The following is a 15,925-nucleotide window of genomic DNA, read 5'->3' as shown; positions in this document are numbered from 1 at the left end:
GAGCTGATGACCACGGCGGAGATCCTTTCCGAGCTGAAAGGGATCTCACGGCGGACCTTCTACCGGTGGCGCGAACTCGGGAAGGCTCCCAAGGCATTCACGCTGCCGAACGGAGAGCTGAGGGTCTGGCGGAGTGACTTTCTCGCGTGGCTGCGAAGCCAGGAAGGTGCGGCCGCGTGAAGTCGCTCGACGTCAAGATCTGGAGCGTCCGGAAGCGGGATACGAAGCGCCCTTCCTATGACGTCCGGTGGTCCGTGGCTGGGCAGGTCTTTTCCGAGTCGTTCAGGACGAAGGGGCTCGCCGACAATTTCCGATCCAAGCTGATGCGGGCCACCCGTGACGGTGAGGAGTTCGACACCGCCAGTGGTCTGCCCGCGTCGATGGTGGAACAGAAGGTGACGCTGAGCTGGTACGCCTTCTCGCTCAAGTACATCGCGATGAAGTGGCCTCACGCAGCTCCGAACACCAGGGACGGGATCAACGAGTCCCTGACCTCGGTCACGCTGGCGCTTCTGGGTGAACGTGCGGGTCGGCCGGCAGACGCCGAACTAAGGAAAGCGCTTCGGAACTGGGCTTATGTTCTGCCCGGTCCAGACGACAGGGAATCACCTCCGGAGATCGGGAACGTCCTGCACTGGATCTCGAAGGCTTCGCGTCCGTTGTCCGATCTGACGGATCCGGCCTTGGGTCGAGCGGTTCTCGATTCCCTGAAGGTCAAGCTGGACGGGACTGCGGCCGCTGCCGAGACGGTTCGGCGGAAGCGGCGCACCCTGGTCAATGCCCTTCACTACGCGGTGGACCTCGGCGAATTTAGGGAGAACCCTCTCGCCGCGGTTCGCTGGCAGAAGCCCAAGGTGTCGAATGACGTCGATCCTCGGGTCGTGGCTAATCCGGAGCAGGCCCGGGCGCTGCTGACCGCCGTCTCCTACGTCGGGGGCTACCGCCGAGCCCGGGGCCGGCGCCTCGTGGGGCTCTTCGCCGGGATGTACTTCGGGGGCTTCCGGCCCGCCGAGGTGGTGGGGCTGGCGGAGTCCGATCTGACGCTTCCGAAATCCGGCTGGGGAACCGCTGTGCTCCACCGGACCCGGCCGAGCGCGGGCAAGAAGTGGACCGATTCGGGGGAGAGCCACGACGACCGCGGGCTGAAGAACCGGCCCACAGAAGACGTGCGCCAGGTGCCGTTGCCTCCGCAGCTCGTGATGATCCTCCGGGAGCACCTCGACACCTTCGGGACCGCTGCGGACGGCAGGCTGTTCTTCAGCGAGACCGGGGGAGTGGTGTCTTCCTCGACGTACTACCGGGCGTGGCAGGAGGCCCGTCTCCTGGCCCTGCCGCCGGCCGCGGCTGCCTCACCCCTGGCGAGCCGGCCCTATGACCTCCGGCACTCGGCTCTGTCCACGTGGCTCAACGCCGGCGTCGACCCGACCGAGGTCGCGGAGCGCGCGGGCAACAGCGTGGAGGTGCTGCTCAGTCGGTACGCGAAGTGCCTCGATGGCCGTCAGGAGGTGGCCAACCGCCGGATCGAAGATCTGCTGCGCGAATACGAGTGATCGCGAGTGACTGGCGATAGTCCGCGAGGCCCCTGGACCTGTCCGGGGGCCTTCCGCGTTCCCACGGCTGACCTGGAGCGATGCCCCAAGATCTTGTCCACGAATAGTCCACAGGGTCTGGCATACGGCTGCCTACGGCGGCAGTTGGCTGCGCATACGCGAAGACCCCGTCTCAGCGTTGCCGCTGATGGCGGGGTCTTTGGGCACTCCTTGCGAAGTGCCCCCGGCAGGATTCGAACCTGCGCACACGGCTCCGGAGGCCGTTGCTCTATCCCCTGAGCTACGGGGGCGTGTCGTTCGCGTTGCGGCGACGGGTTGAACACTACCAGCTCCCGCGGGGTGATCAGGAACCGATTTGGGCGGGAGAGGGAGGTCCGTCGCCCGGAGGGGGTGGAAGTGGCGAAAACCCGGACGCGGGGGCCGGGGCGGACCTACTCTCGAGTTGTGCCAGGCGCCTCGGGCCGGGTGCTTGTTGTCGACGACAACAAGGTCATCCGGCAGCTGATCAAGGTCAATCTCGAGCTGGAGGGCTTCGAGGTCGTGACCGCGAACGATGGTGCCGAGTGCCTGGACGTCGTCCACCGCGTGAACCCCGACGCGATCACCCTTGATGTGGTCATGCCCCGGCTGGACGGGTTCGGGGCGGCCGCGCAGCTGCGGGCCGATCCGCGGACCCGGCACCTGCCCGTCGCCATCGTGAGCGCCTGCACGCAGTACGAGGTGGAGGCCGGGATCGCCGCCGGGGTCGACGCGTTCATCGCCAAGCCCTTCGAGCCCGCCGAGCTGGTGCGCGTCGTCCGCAGGCTCGTCGAGCGCCGGGACCGCCGCGAGCGGAAGGGCACGCCCGCAGGGAGAGGGGGGAGGGGCTGACCCCGCTGACCCCACCGTCGGCAACCCCTCTTCACAGGCCCCCGGCCAGCCCCCTGTTCACATGGCGAAACCCGATGCATGGCGACCGGGCTTCTCCCCTAGGCTGGGTGGCGTGATCCCCGCCGACCTCTCTCGTGCCGTCGTACGTGCCGTACGCCGTGCCGTCGAGGACGGGGAACTGGCCGGCCCCGTGCCCGCCCGCGCGGTCGTCGAACGGACGCGGCCCGGCGGACTGGGGGAGTACGCGTCCCCCGTCGCGTTCCAGGTCGCCAAGGGCGCCGGAGCGGCCCCCGCAGACGTCGCCCGGATCCTCGCCGGCCGGCTCGCCGCCGAGCCCGGCATCGCGAACGTCGAGGTCACCGGCGCCGGTTTCCTGAACTTCACCCTCGCCTCCCGCTCCGCCGAGGCGCTCGTACGGGACATCCGCGCGCGCGGCACCCGGTACGGCCACGCCCCCGACGGCGAGCCGCGCGAGCGCGTCGTCCGCGAGGCCGTCGCCCGGATCCGCCGGAGCCAGGCGGCCGACCCCCACGACCCGCAGGCCGGTGCCGCCGTCGCTCCCGTGGCCCGCCGCGACGGAGACGTGGTCGCGGCCTACGGGGCCGACGCCGCGGCCTGGGCCATGCTCAGCGTTCCCGCGCGGGAGGCCCCCTCGTTCACCGCCGGACTCCTCGTCCAGGACGAGTCGAGCGAGCTGTTCCGGATCCGGTACGCCCACGCGCGCGCCCGCGCGCTCCGCAGGAACGCCGAGCACCTCGGATTCGCGGCGGAGGCGGGCGACACCGACGCCCCCGCGCTGCTGGCCGCGCTCGCCGAATACCCCCTGGTCCTGGAAGCCGCCGCGCACCACCGGGCGCCCGAACGGCTCGCCCGGCACCTCGTCACCGTCGCCGACGCGCTGCTCGACTTCCAGCACCACGTCCTGCCCCGGGGCGACGAGAAACCCTCGGCCGCCCACCGCGCCCGGCTGGCCCTCGCCGAAGCCGCCGGGACGGTGCTGGCCGGTGGCCTCGCCCTGCTCGGCATCGACGCCCCCGACTTCCTGTGACCCCCGAAGAGAGATTCCGATGAGCCGTTCCGCGCACCCCGCCGGGCCCCGCCACGCCGACGTCCTGCCCGAGGGCCACTACTCGCCGCCGCCCGCCGACCTGAACGTGCTGGACGAGAAGGTCTGGGCCCGCACCGTCACGCGGAACGACGAGGGCGTCGCGTGCGTCGGCGGCATCGAAGTGACCCGTCTCGCCGAGGAGTTCGGCACCCCCGCCTACTTCCTCGACGAGGAGGACTTCCGCGAGCGCTGCCGGGCCTGGGCGCACGCCTTCGGCAAGGACGCGGACGTCTTCTACGCGGGCAAGGCGTTCCTGTCCAAGGCCGTCGTGAAGTGGCTGAAGGAAGAAGGGCTGAACCTCGACGTCTGCTCGGGCGGCGAGCTGTCCACGGCGCTGGCCGGCGGCATGCCCGCCGACCGGATCGCCTACCACGGCAACAACAAGTCCGAGGCCGAGATCCGGCGGGCCGTCGAGGCGGGCGTCGGGCGCATCGTCCTCGACTCCTTCCAGGAGATCGCCCGCGTCGCGCACGTCGCCCGCGACCTGGGCGTACGCCAGCCCGTGCAGATCCGCGTCACGGTCGGCGTCGAGGCGCACACCCACGAGTTCATCGCGACCGCCCACGAGGACCAGAAGTTCGGCATCGCCGTCGCCGACGGCAGCGCCGCCGAGGCGGTCCGCCGTGCCCTCGGTCACGACAGCCTCGACCTGCTCGGCGTGCACTCCCACATCGGCTCGCAGATCTTCGACATGGCCGGCTTCGAGGTGTCCGCCAAGCGGGTGATCCGGCTCCTGGCCGCCGTACGCGACGAGCACGGCGTCGAGCTCCCCGAGATCGACCTCGGCGGCGGCCTCGGCATCGCCTACACCTCCTCCGACGACCCGCGCGAGCCCCACGAGATCGCCAAGGCCCTCACCGAGATCGTCGCCCGCGAATGCGAGAGCGCCGGACTGCGGGCACCGCGGATCTCCGTCGAGCCGGGCCGCGCCATCGTCGGCCCGACCGCCTTCACCCTGTACGAGGTCGGCACGATCAAGCCGCTCGAAGGACTGCGGACGTACGTCAGCGTCGACGGCGGCATGTCCGACAACATCCGCACCGCGCTCTACGACGCCGAGTACTCCGTCAACCTCGTCTCCCGCGTCTCCGACGCCGAGCCCATGCTCGTCCGTGTCGTCGGCAAGCACTGCGAGAGCGGTGACATCGTGGTCAAGGACGCGTTCCTGCCGGCCGACCTGGCGCCCGGCGACCTCCTCGCGGTGCCGGCCACCGGCGCCTACTGCCGGTCCATGGCCAGCAACTACAACCACGCGCTCCGCCCGCCCGTCGTCGCCGTGCGCGACGGACAGGCGCGGGTGATCGTCCGGCGCGAGACGGAGGACGATCTCCTGCGGCTCGACCTCGGATGATCCGCATGTTTCCGGGAGAGGCCCGCAAACCCTGAAAATGGGTGTCTCACTCAATGGACCGAGGATGGAAACTGATGTCCATTGAGTGAGACTGGTTCACACCTGACGCGCAAACCGCGCGCCGGGGAGCGAAGAAAGATCGAAAGGCGTAGGTCGAATGATGCGTACGCGTCCGCTGAAGGTGGCGCTGCTGGGCTGTGGAGTGGTCGGCTCAGAGGTGGCGCGCATCATGACGACGCACGCCGACGACCTCACAGCCAGGATCGGTGCGCCGGTCGAGCTCGCCGGTGTCGCCGTGCGCCGCCCCTCCAAGGTCCGTGAGGGCATCGACCCCGCGCTCGTCACCACCGATGCGACCGCCCTCCTCAAACGGGGCGACATCGACGTGGTCATCGAGGTCATCGGCGGGATCGAGCCGGCCCGCACCCTGATCACCACCGCCTTCGAGAACGGCGCGTCCGTCGTGTCCGCGAACAAGGCGCTGCTCGCCCAGGACGGCGCCGCGCTGCACGCCGCCGCCGAGGCGCACGGACTGGACCTCTACTACGAGGCGGCCGTCGCCGGCGCCATCCCGCTGGTCCGCCCGATGCGCGAATCGCTCGCCGGCGACAAGATCAACCGGGTGATGGGCATCGTCAACGGCACGACGAACTTCATCCTCGACAAGATGGACTCGACCGGCGCCGGCTACCAGGAGGCCCTGGACGAGGCCACCGCCCTCGGGTACGCCGAGGCCGACCCGACCGCCGACGTCGAGGGCTACGACGCCGCCGCCAAGGCCGCGATCCTGGCCGGCATCGCCTTCCACACCCGGGTGCGCCTCGACGACGTGTACCGCGAGGGAATGACCGAGGTCAGCGCCGCGGACTTCGCCTCCGCCAAGCGCATGGGCTGCACCATCAAGCTCCTCGCCATCCTGGAGCGCGCCGCCGACGGCCAGTCCGTGACGGCCCGCGTGCACCCGGCGATGATCCCGCTGACCCATCCGCTGTCCTCCGTCCGCGAGGCGTACAACGCCGTCTTCGTGGAGGCGGAGGCCGCCGGCCGGCTCATGTTCTACGGCCCCGGCGCGGGTGGTTCGCCGACCGCGTCCGCGGTCCTCGGCGACCTCGTCGCGGTCTGCCGCAACAAGCTCGCCGAGGCAACGGGGCCCGGCGAGTCCGCTTATACCCAGCTGCCGGTCAGCACCATGGGCGACGTCGTCACCCGCTACCACATCAGCCTCGATGTGGCGGACAAGCCGGGCGTCCTCGCCCAGGTGGCGACGACCTTCGCGGAGCACGGCGTGTCGATCGACACGGTCCGCCAGCAGGGCAAGGACGGCGAGGCCTCCCTCGTCGTCGTCACTCACCGTGCGCCCGACGCCGCCCTTTCCGGGACCGTCGAGGCTCTGCGGAAGCTGGACACCGTCCGCGGTGTCGCCAGCATCATGCGCGTTGAAGGGGAGTAAGGACCCATGAGCAGCAATCGCACCCACCAGTGGCGCGGCATCATCGAGGAGTACCGGGACCGTCTGCCGGTGACGGCCACGACCCCCGTGGTCACGCTCCGCGAGGGGGGGACCCCGCTCGTCCCCGCCCAGGTGCTCTCCGAGCGCACCGGCTGTGAGGTCCACCTCAAGGTAGAGGGCGCGAACCCCACGGGGTCCTTCAAGGACCGCGGCATGACGATGGCGATCACCAAGGCCAAGGAGGACGGCGCCAAGGCCGTCATCTGCGCCTCCACGGGCAACACCTCCGCCTCGGCCGCCGCCTACGCGGTGCGCGCCGGGATGGTCTGCGCGGTGCTCGTTCCCCGCGGCAAGATCGCGCTGGGCAAGATGGGCCAGGCCCTCGTGCACGGCGCCAAGATCCTGCAGGTCGACGGCAACTTCGACGACTGCCTGGACCTGGCCCGCGCGCTGTCCGACAACTACCCGGTGGCGCTGGTCAATTCCGTCAACCCGGTGCGCATCGAGGGCCAGAAGACGGCCGCGTTCGAGATCGTGGACGCGCTCGGCGACGCCCCCGACATCCACGTGCTGCCCGTCGGCAACGCCGGCAACATCACCGCGTACTGGAAGGGCTTCAAGGAGTACAGGGCCGACGGCCTGGCCTCCCGTACGCCCCGCGTGTGGGGTTTCCAGGCCTCGGGTTCCGCGCCCATCGTGCGCGGCGAGATCGTCAAGGAGCCGCACACCATCGCCACCGCGATCCGGATCGGCAACCCGGCCTCCTGGGACTACGCGCTCGCCGCGCGGGACGAGTCGGGTGGCTTCATCGACGAGGTGACGGACCGCCAGATCCTGGCCGCCTACCGGCTGTTGGCCGCGCAGGAGGGCGTCTTCGTCGAGCCCGCCTCGGCCGCGTCCGTGGCCGGCCTGCTGAAGGCCGCCGAGGCCGGTCTCGTCGACCCGGGCCAGAAGATCGTGTGCACCGTCACCGGCAACGGCCTGAAGGACCCCGACTGGGCGGTCGCCGGCGCTCCGCAGCCGGTCACCATTCCGGTGGACGCCGAGGCCGCGGCCGGCCGTCTCGGCCTGATCTGACCCGAGCTCCGGCTCGACCCCGAGTTGCCGGATTCCGGAAGCCTCCGGAATCCGGCAACTCGGCCCGTACGGCACCAAAAGTCAACGGAATTCAGCGGAAGAACGCGACACGCATCGTGCGCCTCCTGTGCGCCCTATGTCGCGAGAGAACCTTCCTTCGATACGCTGTACTTACATCCGCCACCGCGCATATGACCGCGGTGCTGCCCCGAGGGCCTTCGGGTGTCGTAGGTTCTCCAGTACATTCGCAGCGAAGATCCCGCACCGTCACCAGATCTCGCACAGTCACAAGGAGTGTCATCGACCGATGGCAGGTCCAGCGTTCCGCGCCGCCGCCGTACGAGTGCGCGTCCCCGCCAGCAGTGCCAACCTCGGCCCCGGCTTCGATGCCCTCGGCCTGGCCCTGGGGCTCTACGACGACGTGGTCGTCCGCGTCGCCGACTCCGGCCTGAACATCGACATCGCGGGTGAGGGCGCCGACACCCTCCCGCGGGACGAGAGCCACCTCCTCGTACGCTCCATGCGCACCGCCTTCGACCTGCTGGGCGGCCAGCCGCGCGGCCTGGAGGTCGTCTGCGCGAACCGCATCCCGCACGGCCGCGGCCTCGGTTCCTCCTCCGCCGCGATCTGCGCCGGCATCGTCGCGGCCCGCGCCGTGACCATAGGCGGCGAGGCGAAGCTCGACGACGCCGCGCTGCTGGAGCTCGCCACGGAGATCGAGGGGCACCCCGACAACGTCGCCGCCTGTCTCCTCGGCGGTTTCACCCTCGCCTGGATGGACGGCGGCAGCGCCAGGGCGATCCGTATGGACCCTGCGGATTCCATCGTTCCGGTGGTCTTCGTCCCGTCCAAGCCGGTCCTGACCGAGACCGCGCGAGGACTCCTGCCGCGCACCGTCCCGCACGTGGACGCGGCCGTGAACGCGGGCCGGGCCGGCCTGCTCGTGGAGGCCCTGACCAGGCGTCCCGAGTTCCTGCTGCCCGCCACCGAGGACCGGCTGCACCAGGAGTACCGCTCCCCGGCGATGCCGGAGAGCGTGGCACTCGTGAACCGGCTGCGGGCGGACGGCATCCCCGCGGTCATCTCCGGCGCGGGCCCCACGGTCCTCGCGCTGGTCGACAACGACGCGGCCGACAAGGTCGCGCGGCTCGCCGGCGAGGGGTGGGCGGCCAACCGGCTCGCACTCGACTCCGCGGGCGCGAGCGTCCTTCCGCTGGGCACCCAGGGCGGCCAGTCCGTGTCCTAGCGACACGGCCCACCGGGCGGGCGGCCAGGGCAGGCCGCCCGCTGCCGGAAGGGCCGATTGCCGGTGATTGAGAGGGGGAATATCTGTTGGATCCGGTAGTGTTAGTCTCAAGTGCGCATCCGAAGCCGCCATGGCTCGGTGCTCAGTGTCCCCATCCGGGACCACCTTTCTTCCGGGAGCCTCCCCGACTGCTTTGATCGCTGCCAGCAGTTTCGAGCACGCTCCGGAATCGGCGTGACATTCCCACGCTTCCAGCTCGGGGGCTTCTCGCCGGAACCACCCACGCACGTTTCTCTCCGCCGTATCTCTATCGGCGGACCACCGCCCCGGCCGCGGTCCATGACCCATCAAGTCGTGGTCCGTTGTCGGACAGCACAACCGGTCGCCGAGCCAGACAGGCCGACGTCCGCTCCAGGGAAGGACCCTTCGTGAGCGACACCACCGATCTGATGGGCGCTGCCGACACCAACGTCGACACCAGTGCCCCCGCCGCGGGCGCCGCGCCCAAGCGTCGCCGCTCCGGCACCGGCCTCGAGGGCATGGTCCTGGCCGAGCTCCAGCAGGTCGCGTCGGGCCTCGGAATCAGGGGCACCGCGCGGATGCGCAAGAGCCAGCTGATCGAGGTCATCAAGGAGGCCCAGGGCGGCGGCAGCGCCCCCAAGGCCGCGGCCCCCGCCGCCGACGCCGCCGAGGCCAAGCCGAAGCGCCGCGCCACCAGCAAGGCCCGCACGGGCGAGGCCGCCGCACAGGCGCCCGCCGAGAAGGCGGCCGACAAGCCCGCCGACAAGCCCGCCGTACAGGCGCAGATCGACATCCCGGGCCAGCCCGCAGGAGGCCCCTCCCGCGCCGGCGAAGCCGAGCGGGGAGAGGACGCACCGGCCGGCGAGCGCCGCCGCCGTCGCGCCACCGCCCCCTCCGGCAGCCCGGAGTCCGCGGCCCCCGCCGCCGTGCAGGTCGAACAGAAGACCGAGGCCGCCCCGGCCGAGGCCACCACCGTCGCCGCCCAGGGCCAGTCCCCGGAGGCCACGGAGGGCCGTACCCGCCGTGACCGCCGCGACCGTGCCGACCGCGGTGACCGTGCCGAGCGCGGCGACCGCGGTGACCGTGCCGAGCGCGGTGACCGTCAGCAGGGCCGTCGCGAGCGCGGCGCCAAGGCCGACGAGCAGGGCCAGGGCCAGGGTCAGAACCAGGGTCAGGGTCAGAGCCAGGGCCAGGGTGGTCAGGGCGGCGGCCGTCAGGACCGCGCCGACCGTCAGCAGCAGGGCGGCCGCGGCCAGGGCCAGCAGGGCCGTCAGGACCGTCAGGACAACGGCCCCCAGGACGACTTCGACGGTGAGGACGGCCGTCGCGGCCGTCGCGGACGCTACCGCGACCGCCGTGGCCGTCGCGGCCGCGACGAGTTCGCGCCGAACGAGCCGCAGGTCGCCGACGACGACGTGCTGATCCCCGTCGCGGGCATCCTCGACATCCTCGACAACTACGCGTTCATCCGGACCTCGGGCTACCTGCCCGGCCCCAACGACGTGTACGTCTCCCTCGCCCAGGTCCGCAAGGCCGGTCTGCGCAAGGGTGACCACACCACCGGTGCCGTGCGCCAGCCCAAGGACGGCGAGCGCCGCGAGAAGTTCAACGCCCTCGTGCGCCTGGACTCGGTCAACGGCATGGCGCCCGAATCCGGCCGCGGCCGCCCGGAGTTCCAGAAGCTGACCCCGCTGTACCCGCAGGACCGGCTCCGTCTGGAGACCGACCCGGGCGTGCTGACCACCCGCATCATCGACCTCGTGTCGCCGATCGGCAAGGGTCAGCGAGGCCTGATCGTGGCCCCGCCGAAGACCGGCAAGACCATGATCATGCAGGCGATCGCCAACGCGATCACCACCAACAACCCCGAGTGCCACCTGATGGTCGTCCTGGTCGACGAGCGTCCGGAAGAGGTCACCGACATGCAGCGGTCGGTCAAGGGCGAGGTCATCTCCTCGACCTTCGACCGCCCGGCCGAGGACCACACCACCGTCGCCGAGCTGGCCATCGAGCGCGCCAAGCGCCTCGTCGAGCTGGGTCACGACGTGGTCGTCCTGCTGGACTCCATCACCCGTCTGGGCCGCGCGTACAACCTCGCCGCCCCCGCCTCCGGCCGCATCCTGTCCGGTGGTGTCGACTCGACCGCGCTGTACCCGCCGAAGCGCTTCTTCGGTGCCGCGCGCAACATCGAGGACGGCGGCTCGCTGACCATCCTGGCCACCGCGCTGGTCGACACCGGCTCGCGCATGGACGAGGTGATCTTCGAGGAGTTCAAGGGCACCGGCAACATGGAGCTCAAGCTCGACCGCAAGCTCGCCGACAAGCGCATCTTCCCGGCCGTCGACGTCGACCCGTCGGGCACCCGCAAGGAGGAGATCCTCCTCAACGCGGAGGAGCTCGCCATCGTCTGGAAGCTGCGCCGGGTGCTGCACGCGCTCGACTCGCAGCAGGCGATCGAGCTGCTGCTCGACAAGATGAAGCAGACGAAGTCGAACGCCGAGTTCCTGATGCAGATCGCCAAGACCACGCCGGCGGGCAAGAACGACGACTGACCGCCGCCGCCTCGGCACCGCACCACCGGGACCGCCCCCACCGCAGCCGCGGCGGGGGCGGTCCCGCGTTCGTACGGCGTCCCGTACGTCACCCCGTGCGACCTTCACCACATGCGTGCCCCCGGCCGGGCGCACCCGGCGGTGTGCCCGCATCCCCGGGAAACCCCAGGTAAGGGCGGCGCCGCGGCCCGCCCGCCCGAGGGGCCGCGAGAGGCCCCCGGGAAGGCTCCGGAGCTCCGGCGGGGAGAGGCGGGGGAAAGGCCCCGTACGGGCCGTGGAACCCTGGGAGCCGCTCCGCCGTCTGAGTGAGAGGACAGCGGGCAGACGTTCCGTACGGGCGGGCCTGAGCCAGGACTGAGGAGAGCATGAGCGAGGACAGCAGGGCCGGCGGCCGCCGGGCCGCGAGCCGGCGCCGACGTAAGCCGCCGCAGCGCCGCAAGGGCCTCACCGTGGCCGCGTGGACCGCCGCCGGCGTGGTCCTGCTCGGCGGCACGGGCCTCGGGTACTTCTACTTCAAGCTCAACGGCAACCTGAAGACCGTCGACATCGACCAGGCCCTCGGCAAGGACCGCCCGGCCAACGTGGACAACGGCTCCATGGACATCCTCGTCCTCGGCTCCGACTCCCGCGGCGGCGCCAACGGCGAGTACGGCCGGGACGACGGCGGCTCGGCCCGCTCGGACACCGCGATGATCGTCCACCTCTACGAGGGCCACCAGAAGGCCAGCGTCATATCGATACCGCGCGACACGATGGGCCCGCGTCCCGCCTGCGCCACCGGCAAGGGGAAGACCGACCCGGGCAGGCAGCGCGCCCAGTTCAACGAGGCGTTCACCATCGGCGGGGCCGCCTGCGCGGTCAAGACCGTCGAGAAGATGTCGGGGATCCGCATGGACCACTACATCGAGGTCGACTTCACCGGTTTCAAGAAGATCATCGACAACCTCGGCGGTGTCGAGGTGACGACGACCAAGCCCATCAAGGACGCCGACAGCCACCTCGACCTCGCGGCGGGCACGAACAAGCTCAACGGGGAACAGGCCCTCGGCCTCGTCCGTACCCGCAAGAGCGTCGGCGACGGCACCGACCTGGGCCGAATACAGCTCCAGCAGGCCTTCATCAAGGCACTGATCAAGCAGGTCAAGGGCATCGGGATCTTCGACAACCCCAAGCGGCTCCTCGACCTCGCCGACTCCGCCACCAAGGCGATCACCACCGACAAGGCGCTCGGCGACGTGAAGTCCCTCATGGGCTTCGCCCAGGGACTCCAGGGCATCGACTCCCAGGACATGCACATGATCACCCTGCCGGTGGTCACGGACCCGCGGGACGAGAACCGCGTCGTGCCCCTGACGAAGGAGTCCAAGATGGTCTGGGACGCCCTGCTGGCCGACCAGCCGGTACCCGCCGAGGCCACGGCGACGTCCGTCGGGGACAAGAGCCCCGCCGCCGGGATCGTGCAGTAGCGGGACGGGGAGCGGGCGGCGGCCGGGCGGGGGAGCGCGCGGCCCCGGCCGGGAGGAATAGACCCCGGCCCCCCGCCGTTGAGGGGAGCGTCCTCAGAATTTTGACAGGCGGCCCGGTCCTGGCAGACTGGTCTGTCGGCCCCGGTTCACGCAGTGCGCAATTCGGCTCCTGCGACCCGGCGCCCTCCCGAATCTAGGAGACACCTTGAAGCGCGATGTTCACCCCGAGTACGTCGAGACCCAGGTCAGCTGCACCTGTGGCGCGTCGTTCACCACCCGTAGCACCCTGACCGAGGGCACCATCCGTGCCGAGGTCTGCTCCGAGTGCCACCCGTTCTACACGGGCAAGCAGAAGATCCTCGACACCGGTGGCCGCGTGGCCCGCTTCGAGGCCCGCTTCGGCAAGGGTGCGGCCAAGAAGTAGCGCGACCCAGGCGCCGGTCACCGGCCGCCCCCTGACCACGCGGGGGCGGCCGGACCGGCGCCTTTGTCGTCGTGTCGCCCACCCAGCCCTTTTTTGACTTTCACCACAGGAGCACCCGATGTTCGAGGCGGTCGAGGAACTGATCGGCGAGCATGCCGATCTTGAGAAGAAGCTCGCCGACCCTTCGGTCCACTCCGATCAGGCCAACGCGCGCAAGCTGAACAAGCGCTACGCGGAGCTGACCCCGATCGTCGCGACCTTCCGTGCCTGGAAGCAGTCGGCCGAGGACATCGAGACGGCCAAGGAGTTCGCGGCCGACGACCCCGACTTCCACGCCGAGGTCAAGGAACTGACCGCACAGCGCGAAGAGCTCACCGAGAAGCTCCGCCTGCTGCTCGTTCCGCGCGACCCCAGCGACGACAAGGACGTGCTCCTGGAGGTCAAGGCCGGAGCCGGCGGCGACGAGTCCGCCCTCTTCGCCGGCGACCTGCTGCGCATGTACCTGCGCTACGCCGAGCGCGTGGGCTGGAAGACCGAGATCATCGACGCCACCGAGTCCGAGCTCGGCGGCTACAAGGACGTCCAGGTCTCCGTCCGCACCAAGGGCGGCAACGGCGCCACCGAGCCCGGCCAGGGCGTGTGGGCCCGCCTGAAGTACGAGGGCGGCGTGCACCGCGTCCAGCGCGTTCCGGCCACCGAGTCCCAGGGCCGCATCCACACCTCCGCCGCCGGCGTGCTCGTCACCCCGGAGGCCGAGGAGGTCGAGGTCGAGATCAACATGAACGACCTGCGCATCGACGTGTACCGCTCCTCGGGCCCCGGCGGCCAGTCCGTCAACACCACCGACTCCGCGGTGCGCATCACCCACCTGCCGACCGGCGTGGTCGCCTCCTGCCAGAACGAGAAGAGCCAGCTCCAGAACAAGGAGCAGGCCATGCGCATCCTGCGGTCGCGCCTGCTGGCCGCCGCGCAGGAAGCCGCCGAGCAGGAGGCCTCCGACGTGCGCCGCAGCCAGGTGCGCAGCGTGGACCGTTCCGAGAAGATCCGTACGTACAACTACCCGGAAAACCGGATCTCGGACCACCGGACCGGTTTCAAGGCGTACAACTTGGACCAGGTGCTCGACGGCGACCTCGACGCGGTCATCCAGGCCTGCGTCGACACGGATTCCGCGGCCAAGCTCGCCGCCGCACACTGATTCCTGCCTGATCCCCGCACCACCCCCCGTACGACAGCAGCCCGGAGGAACAGCGTGAACTTGCTGCTTGCCGAGGTGGCCCAGGCTACCCAGCGGCTGGCCGCCGCCGGCGTGCCCTCACCGCGCTTCGACGCGGAGGAGCTCGCGGCCTTCGTGCACGGCGTCAAGCGGGGGGAACTGCACCACGTCAAGGACGCGGACTTCGACGCCCGCTACTGGGAGGCCGTCGCCCGCCGCGAGGCGCGCGAGCCGCTCCAGCACATCACCGGCCGCGCCTTCTTCCGCTACCTGGAGCTCCAGGTCGGACCCGGGGTGTTCGTGCCCCGGCCCGAGACCGAGTCGGTCGTGGACTGGGCCATACAGGCCGTCCGGGCGATGGACGTCGTCGAGCCGCTGATCGTGGACCTGTGCACCGGCTCCGGCGCGATCGCGCTGGCCATGGCCCAGGAGGTGCCGCGCTCGCGCGTGCACGCGGTGGAGCTGTCCGAGGAAGCGCTGCGGTGGACCCGCAAGAACGCCGAGGGCTCCCGCGTCACCGTCCACCAGGGCGACGCGCTCAGCGCGCTGCCCGAGCTGGACGGACAGGTCGACCTGGTCATCTCCAACCCGCCGTACATCCCGCTCACCGAGTGGGAGTACGTCGCCCCCGAGGCCAGGGACCACGATCCCGAGATGGCGCTCTTCTCCGGGGAGGACGGCCTCGACACCATCCGCGGCATCGAGCGCACCGCCCACCGGCTGCTGCGCCCGGGCGGCATCGTCGTGATCGAGCACGCCGACACCCAGGGCGGCCAGGTGCCGTGGATCTTCGCCGACGAGCGCGGATGGGCCGACTCCGCCGACCACCCCGACCTCAACAACCGTCCGCGCTTCGCGACCGCCCGCAAGGCCCTGCCGTGACCCGCGCGACCCCCGCCCCCGACACCACCCCGCTGCACGAGGAGGCCCGCTGATGGCCCGGCGATACGACTGCAACGACGCGACGGACCGCAAGACGGGCCTGCGCGAAGCCGCATCCGCCGTGCGCCGCGGCGAGCTCGTCGTGCTGCCCACCGACACCCTGTACGGGATCGGCGCGGACGCCTTCAGTGCCGAGGCCGTCGGCGACCTGCTCGCCGCCAAGGGCCGGGGCCGCAACATGCCCACTCCCGTCCTCATCGGGTCCCCGAACACCCTGCACGGTCTGGTCACCGACTTCTCCGAGCAGGCGTGGGAGCTCGTCGACGCGTTCTGGCCGGGCGGCCTGACCCTCGTCGCCAAGCACCAGCCGTCGCTGGCGTGGGACCTCGGCGAGACCCGCGGCACCGTCGCCGTGCGCATGCCCCTGCACCCCGTCGCGATCGAGCTGCTGACCGAGGTCGGCCCGATGGCGGTGTCCTCGGCGAACCTGTCCGGGCACCCGGCGCCGGAGGACTGCGACGCGGCCCGCGAGATGCTCGGCGACTCGGTGTCCGTGTACCTGGACGGCGGTCCGACGCCGAGCACGCTGCCGTCGTCGATCGTCGACGTCACCGGGAAGGTACCCGTCCTGCTGCGCGAGGGGGCGCTGACCGCCGAGCAGCTGCGGGAGGTCGTACCCGACCTCGAGGTGGCCCCGTGAGCCCTGAGGGGC

General features: G+C 70.8%; 14 protein-coding genes and 1 tRNA gene. 14 read left to right on the top strand and 1 reads right to left on the bottom strand.

All coding sequences use genetic code 11. The features are described from left to right. The first annotated feature begins 6 nt into the window (after positions 1 to 6). Together ABZZ17_RS14280 and ABZZ17_RS14275 are read left to right on the top strand one after the other, a co-directional pair. The gene (locus tag ABZZ17_RS14280; RefSeq protein ID WP_356875746.1) at positions 7 to 180 is read left to right on the top strand and encodes a helix-turn-helix domain-containing protein; all 174 of its coding nucleotides are present in this window, start codon (positions 7 to 9) and stop codon (positions 178 to 180) included. Further along, positions 177 to 1,550, top strand: coding sequence for a tyrosine-type recombinase/integrase (locus ABZZ17_RS14275; RefSeq protein WP_356875597.1), 1,374 nt, complete (start codon positions 177 to 179; stop codon positions 1,548 to 1,550). Before ABZZ17_RS14280 ends, ABZZ17_RS14275 begins: the two co-directional genes overlap by 4 nt. Before the next feature lie 218 nt (positions 1,551 to 1,768). On the opposite strand, the gene ABZZ17_RS14270 is transcribed toward ABZZ17_RS14275, so the two are convergent. Beyond that, positions 1,769 to 1,840: transfer RNA gene (locus ABZZ17_RS14270), tRNA-Arg, on the bottom strand. A gap of 106 nt (positions 1,841 to 1,946) precedes the next feature. On the opposite strand from ABZZ17_RS14270, the gene ABZZ17_RS14265 reads away from it, so the two are divergent. The 12 genes from ABZZ17_RS14265 (at position 1,947) to ABZZ17_RS14210 (ending at position 15,913) form a co-directional block, all read left to right on the top strand. Continuing rightward, positions 1,947 to 2,420: a response regulator gene (locus tag ABZZ17_RS14265; protein ID WP_356875595.1), complete on the top strand. Its 474-nt coding sequence runs from the start codon at positions 1,947 to 1,949 to the stop codon at positions 2,418 to 2,420. A 112-nt stretch (positions 2,421 to 2,532) separates the two neighbouring features. Next, complete coding sequence (gene nrtL, locus ABZZ17_RS14260) at positions 2,533 to 3,468, top strand: ArgS-related anticodon-binding protein NrtL (protein WP_356875593.1); 936 nt, start codon at positions 2,533 to 2,535, stop codon at positions 3,466 to 3,468. Between the two features lie 19 nt (positions 3,469 to 3,487). Next, positions 3,488 to 4,879: a diaminopimelate decarboxylase gene (gene lysA, locus ABZZ17_RS14255; protein ID WP_356875591.1), complete on the top strand. Its 1,392-nt coding sequence runs from the start codon at positions 3,488 to 3,490 to the stop codon at positions 4,877 to 4,879. A 160-nt stretch (positions 4,880 to 5,039) separates the two neighbouring features. Continuing rightward, complete coding sequence (locus tag ABZZ17_RS14250) at positions 5,040 to 6,329, top strand: homoserine dehydrogenase (protein ID WP_356875744.1); 1,290 nt, start codon at positions 5,040 to 5,042, stop codon at positions 6,327 to 6,329. A 6-nt stretch (positions 6,330 to 6,335) separates the two neighbouring features. After that, positions 6,336 to 7,406: a threonine synthase gene (gene thrC / locus ABZZ17_RS14245; RefSeq protein ID WP_356875589.1), complete on the top strand. Its 1,071-nt coding sequence runs from the start codon at positions 6,336 to 6,338 to the stop codon at positions 7,404 to 7,406. A 307-nt stretch (positions 7,407 to 7,713) separates the two neighbouring features. Continuing rightward, positions 7,714 to 8,652, top strand: a complete 939-nt coding sequence (gene thrB, locus ABZZ17_RS14240) for a homoserine kinase (protein WP_356875587.1) — start codon at positions 7,714 to 7,716, stop codon at positions 8,650 to 8,652. A 428-nt stretch (positions 8,653 to 9,080) separates the two neighbouring features. Continuing rightward, positions 9,081 to 11,225 carry a transcription termination factor Rho gene (gene rho, locus ABZZ17_RS14235; protein ID WP_356875585.1) on the top strand — a complete coding sequence of 715 codons (2,145 nt, stop codon included), beginning with the start codon at positions 9,081 to 9,083 and terminating at the stop codon, positions 11,223 to 11,225. Positions 11,226 to 11,590: 365 nt separating this feature from the next. Next, entirely contained in the window at positions 11,591 to 12,691 is a 1,101-nt protein-coding gene (locus ABZZ17_RS14230; RefSeq protein ID WP_356875583.1) for an LCP family protein, read from the top strand. A gap of 205 nt (positions 12,692 to 12,896) precedes the next feature. Further along, a complete protein-coding gene (rpmE, locus tag ABZZ17_RS14225) occupies positions 12,897 to 13,115 on the top strand; it encodes a 50S ribosomal protein L31 (protein WP_007266580.1) in 219 nt (72 codons plus the stop codon). A gap of 118 nt (positions 13,116 to 13,233) precedes the next feature. After that, positions 13,234 to 14,313 (top strand): peptide chain release factor 1, encoded by a 1,080-nt coding sequence (gene prfA, locus ABZZ17_RS14220; protein WP_356875581.1) that lies wholly within the window; start codon positions 13,234 to 13,236, stop codon positions 14,311 to 14,313. A 54-nt stretch (positions 14,314 to 14,367) separates the two neighbouring features. Beyond that, complete coding sequence (prmC, locus tag ABZZ17_RS14215; RefSeq protein ID WP_356875579.1) at positions 14,368 to 15,213, top strand: peptide chain release factor N(5)-glutamine methyltransferase; 846 nt, start codon at positions 14,368 to 14,370, stop codon at positions 15,211 to 15,213. 52 nt (positions 15,214 to 15,265) lie between these two features. After that, positions 15,266 to 15,913: an L-threonylcarbamoyladenylate synthase gene (locus tag ABZZ17_RS14210; protein WP_356875577.1), complete on the top strand. Its 648-nt coding sequence runs from the start codon at positions 15,266 to 15,268 to the stop codon at positions 15,911 to 15,913. Positions 15,914 to 15,925: the final 12 nt, after the last annotated feature.

This window comes from Streptomyces sp. NPDC006512, from assembly GCF_040611935.1.
Classification (GTDB): domain Bacteria; phylum Actinomycetota; class Actinomycetes; order Streptomycetales; family Streptomycetaceae; genus Streptomyces.
Note: the sequence above shows the minus strand (reverse complement) of the source record. Positions and strands in the feature narration are given on the sequence as shown.

What these genes read in the sequence shown, in the direction of transcription:
- ABZZ17_RS14280 (WP_356875746.1), top strand. Translation starts at nt 7, where the DNA reads ATGACCACGGCGGAGATCCTTTCCGAGCTGAAAGGGATCTCACGGCGG.
- lysA (WP_356875591.1), top strand. Translation starts at nt 3,488, where the DNA reads ATGAGCCGTTCCGCGCACCCCGCCGGGCCCCGCCACGCCGACGTCCTG.
- ABZZ17_RS14250 (WP_356875744.1), top strand. Translation starts at nt 5,040, where the DNA reads ATGCGTACGCGTCCGCTGAAGGTGGCGCTGCTGGGCTGTGGAGTGGTC.
- thrC (WP_356875589.1), top strand. Translation starts at nt 6,336, where the DNA reads ATGAGCAGCAATCGCACCCACCAGTGGCGCGGCATCATCGAGGAGTAC.
- thrB (WP_356875587.1), top strand. Translation starts at nt 7,714, where the DNA reads ATGGCAGGTCCAGCGTTCCGCGCCGCCGCCGTACGAGTGCGCGTCCCC.
- ABZZ17_RS14230 (WP_356875583.1), top strand. Translation starts at nt 11,591, where the DNA reads ATGAGCGAGGACAGCAGGGCCGGCGGCCGCCGGGCCGCGAGCCGGCGC.
- prfA (WP_356875581.1), top strand. Translation starts at nt 13,234, where the DNA reads ATGTTCGAGGCGGTCGAGGAACTGATCGGCGAGCATGCCGATCTTGAG.
- ABZZ17_RS14210 (WP_356875577.1), top strand. Translation starts at nt 15,266, where the DNA reads ATGGCCCGGCGATACGACTGCAACGACGCGACGGACCGCAAGACGGGC.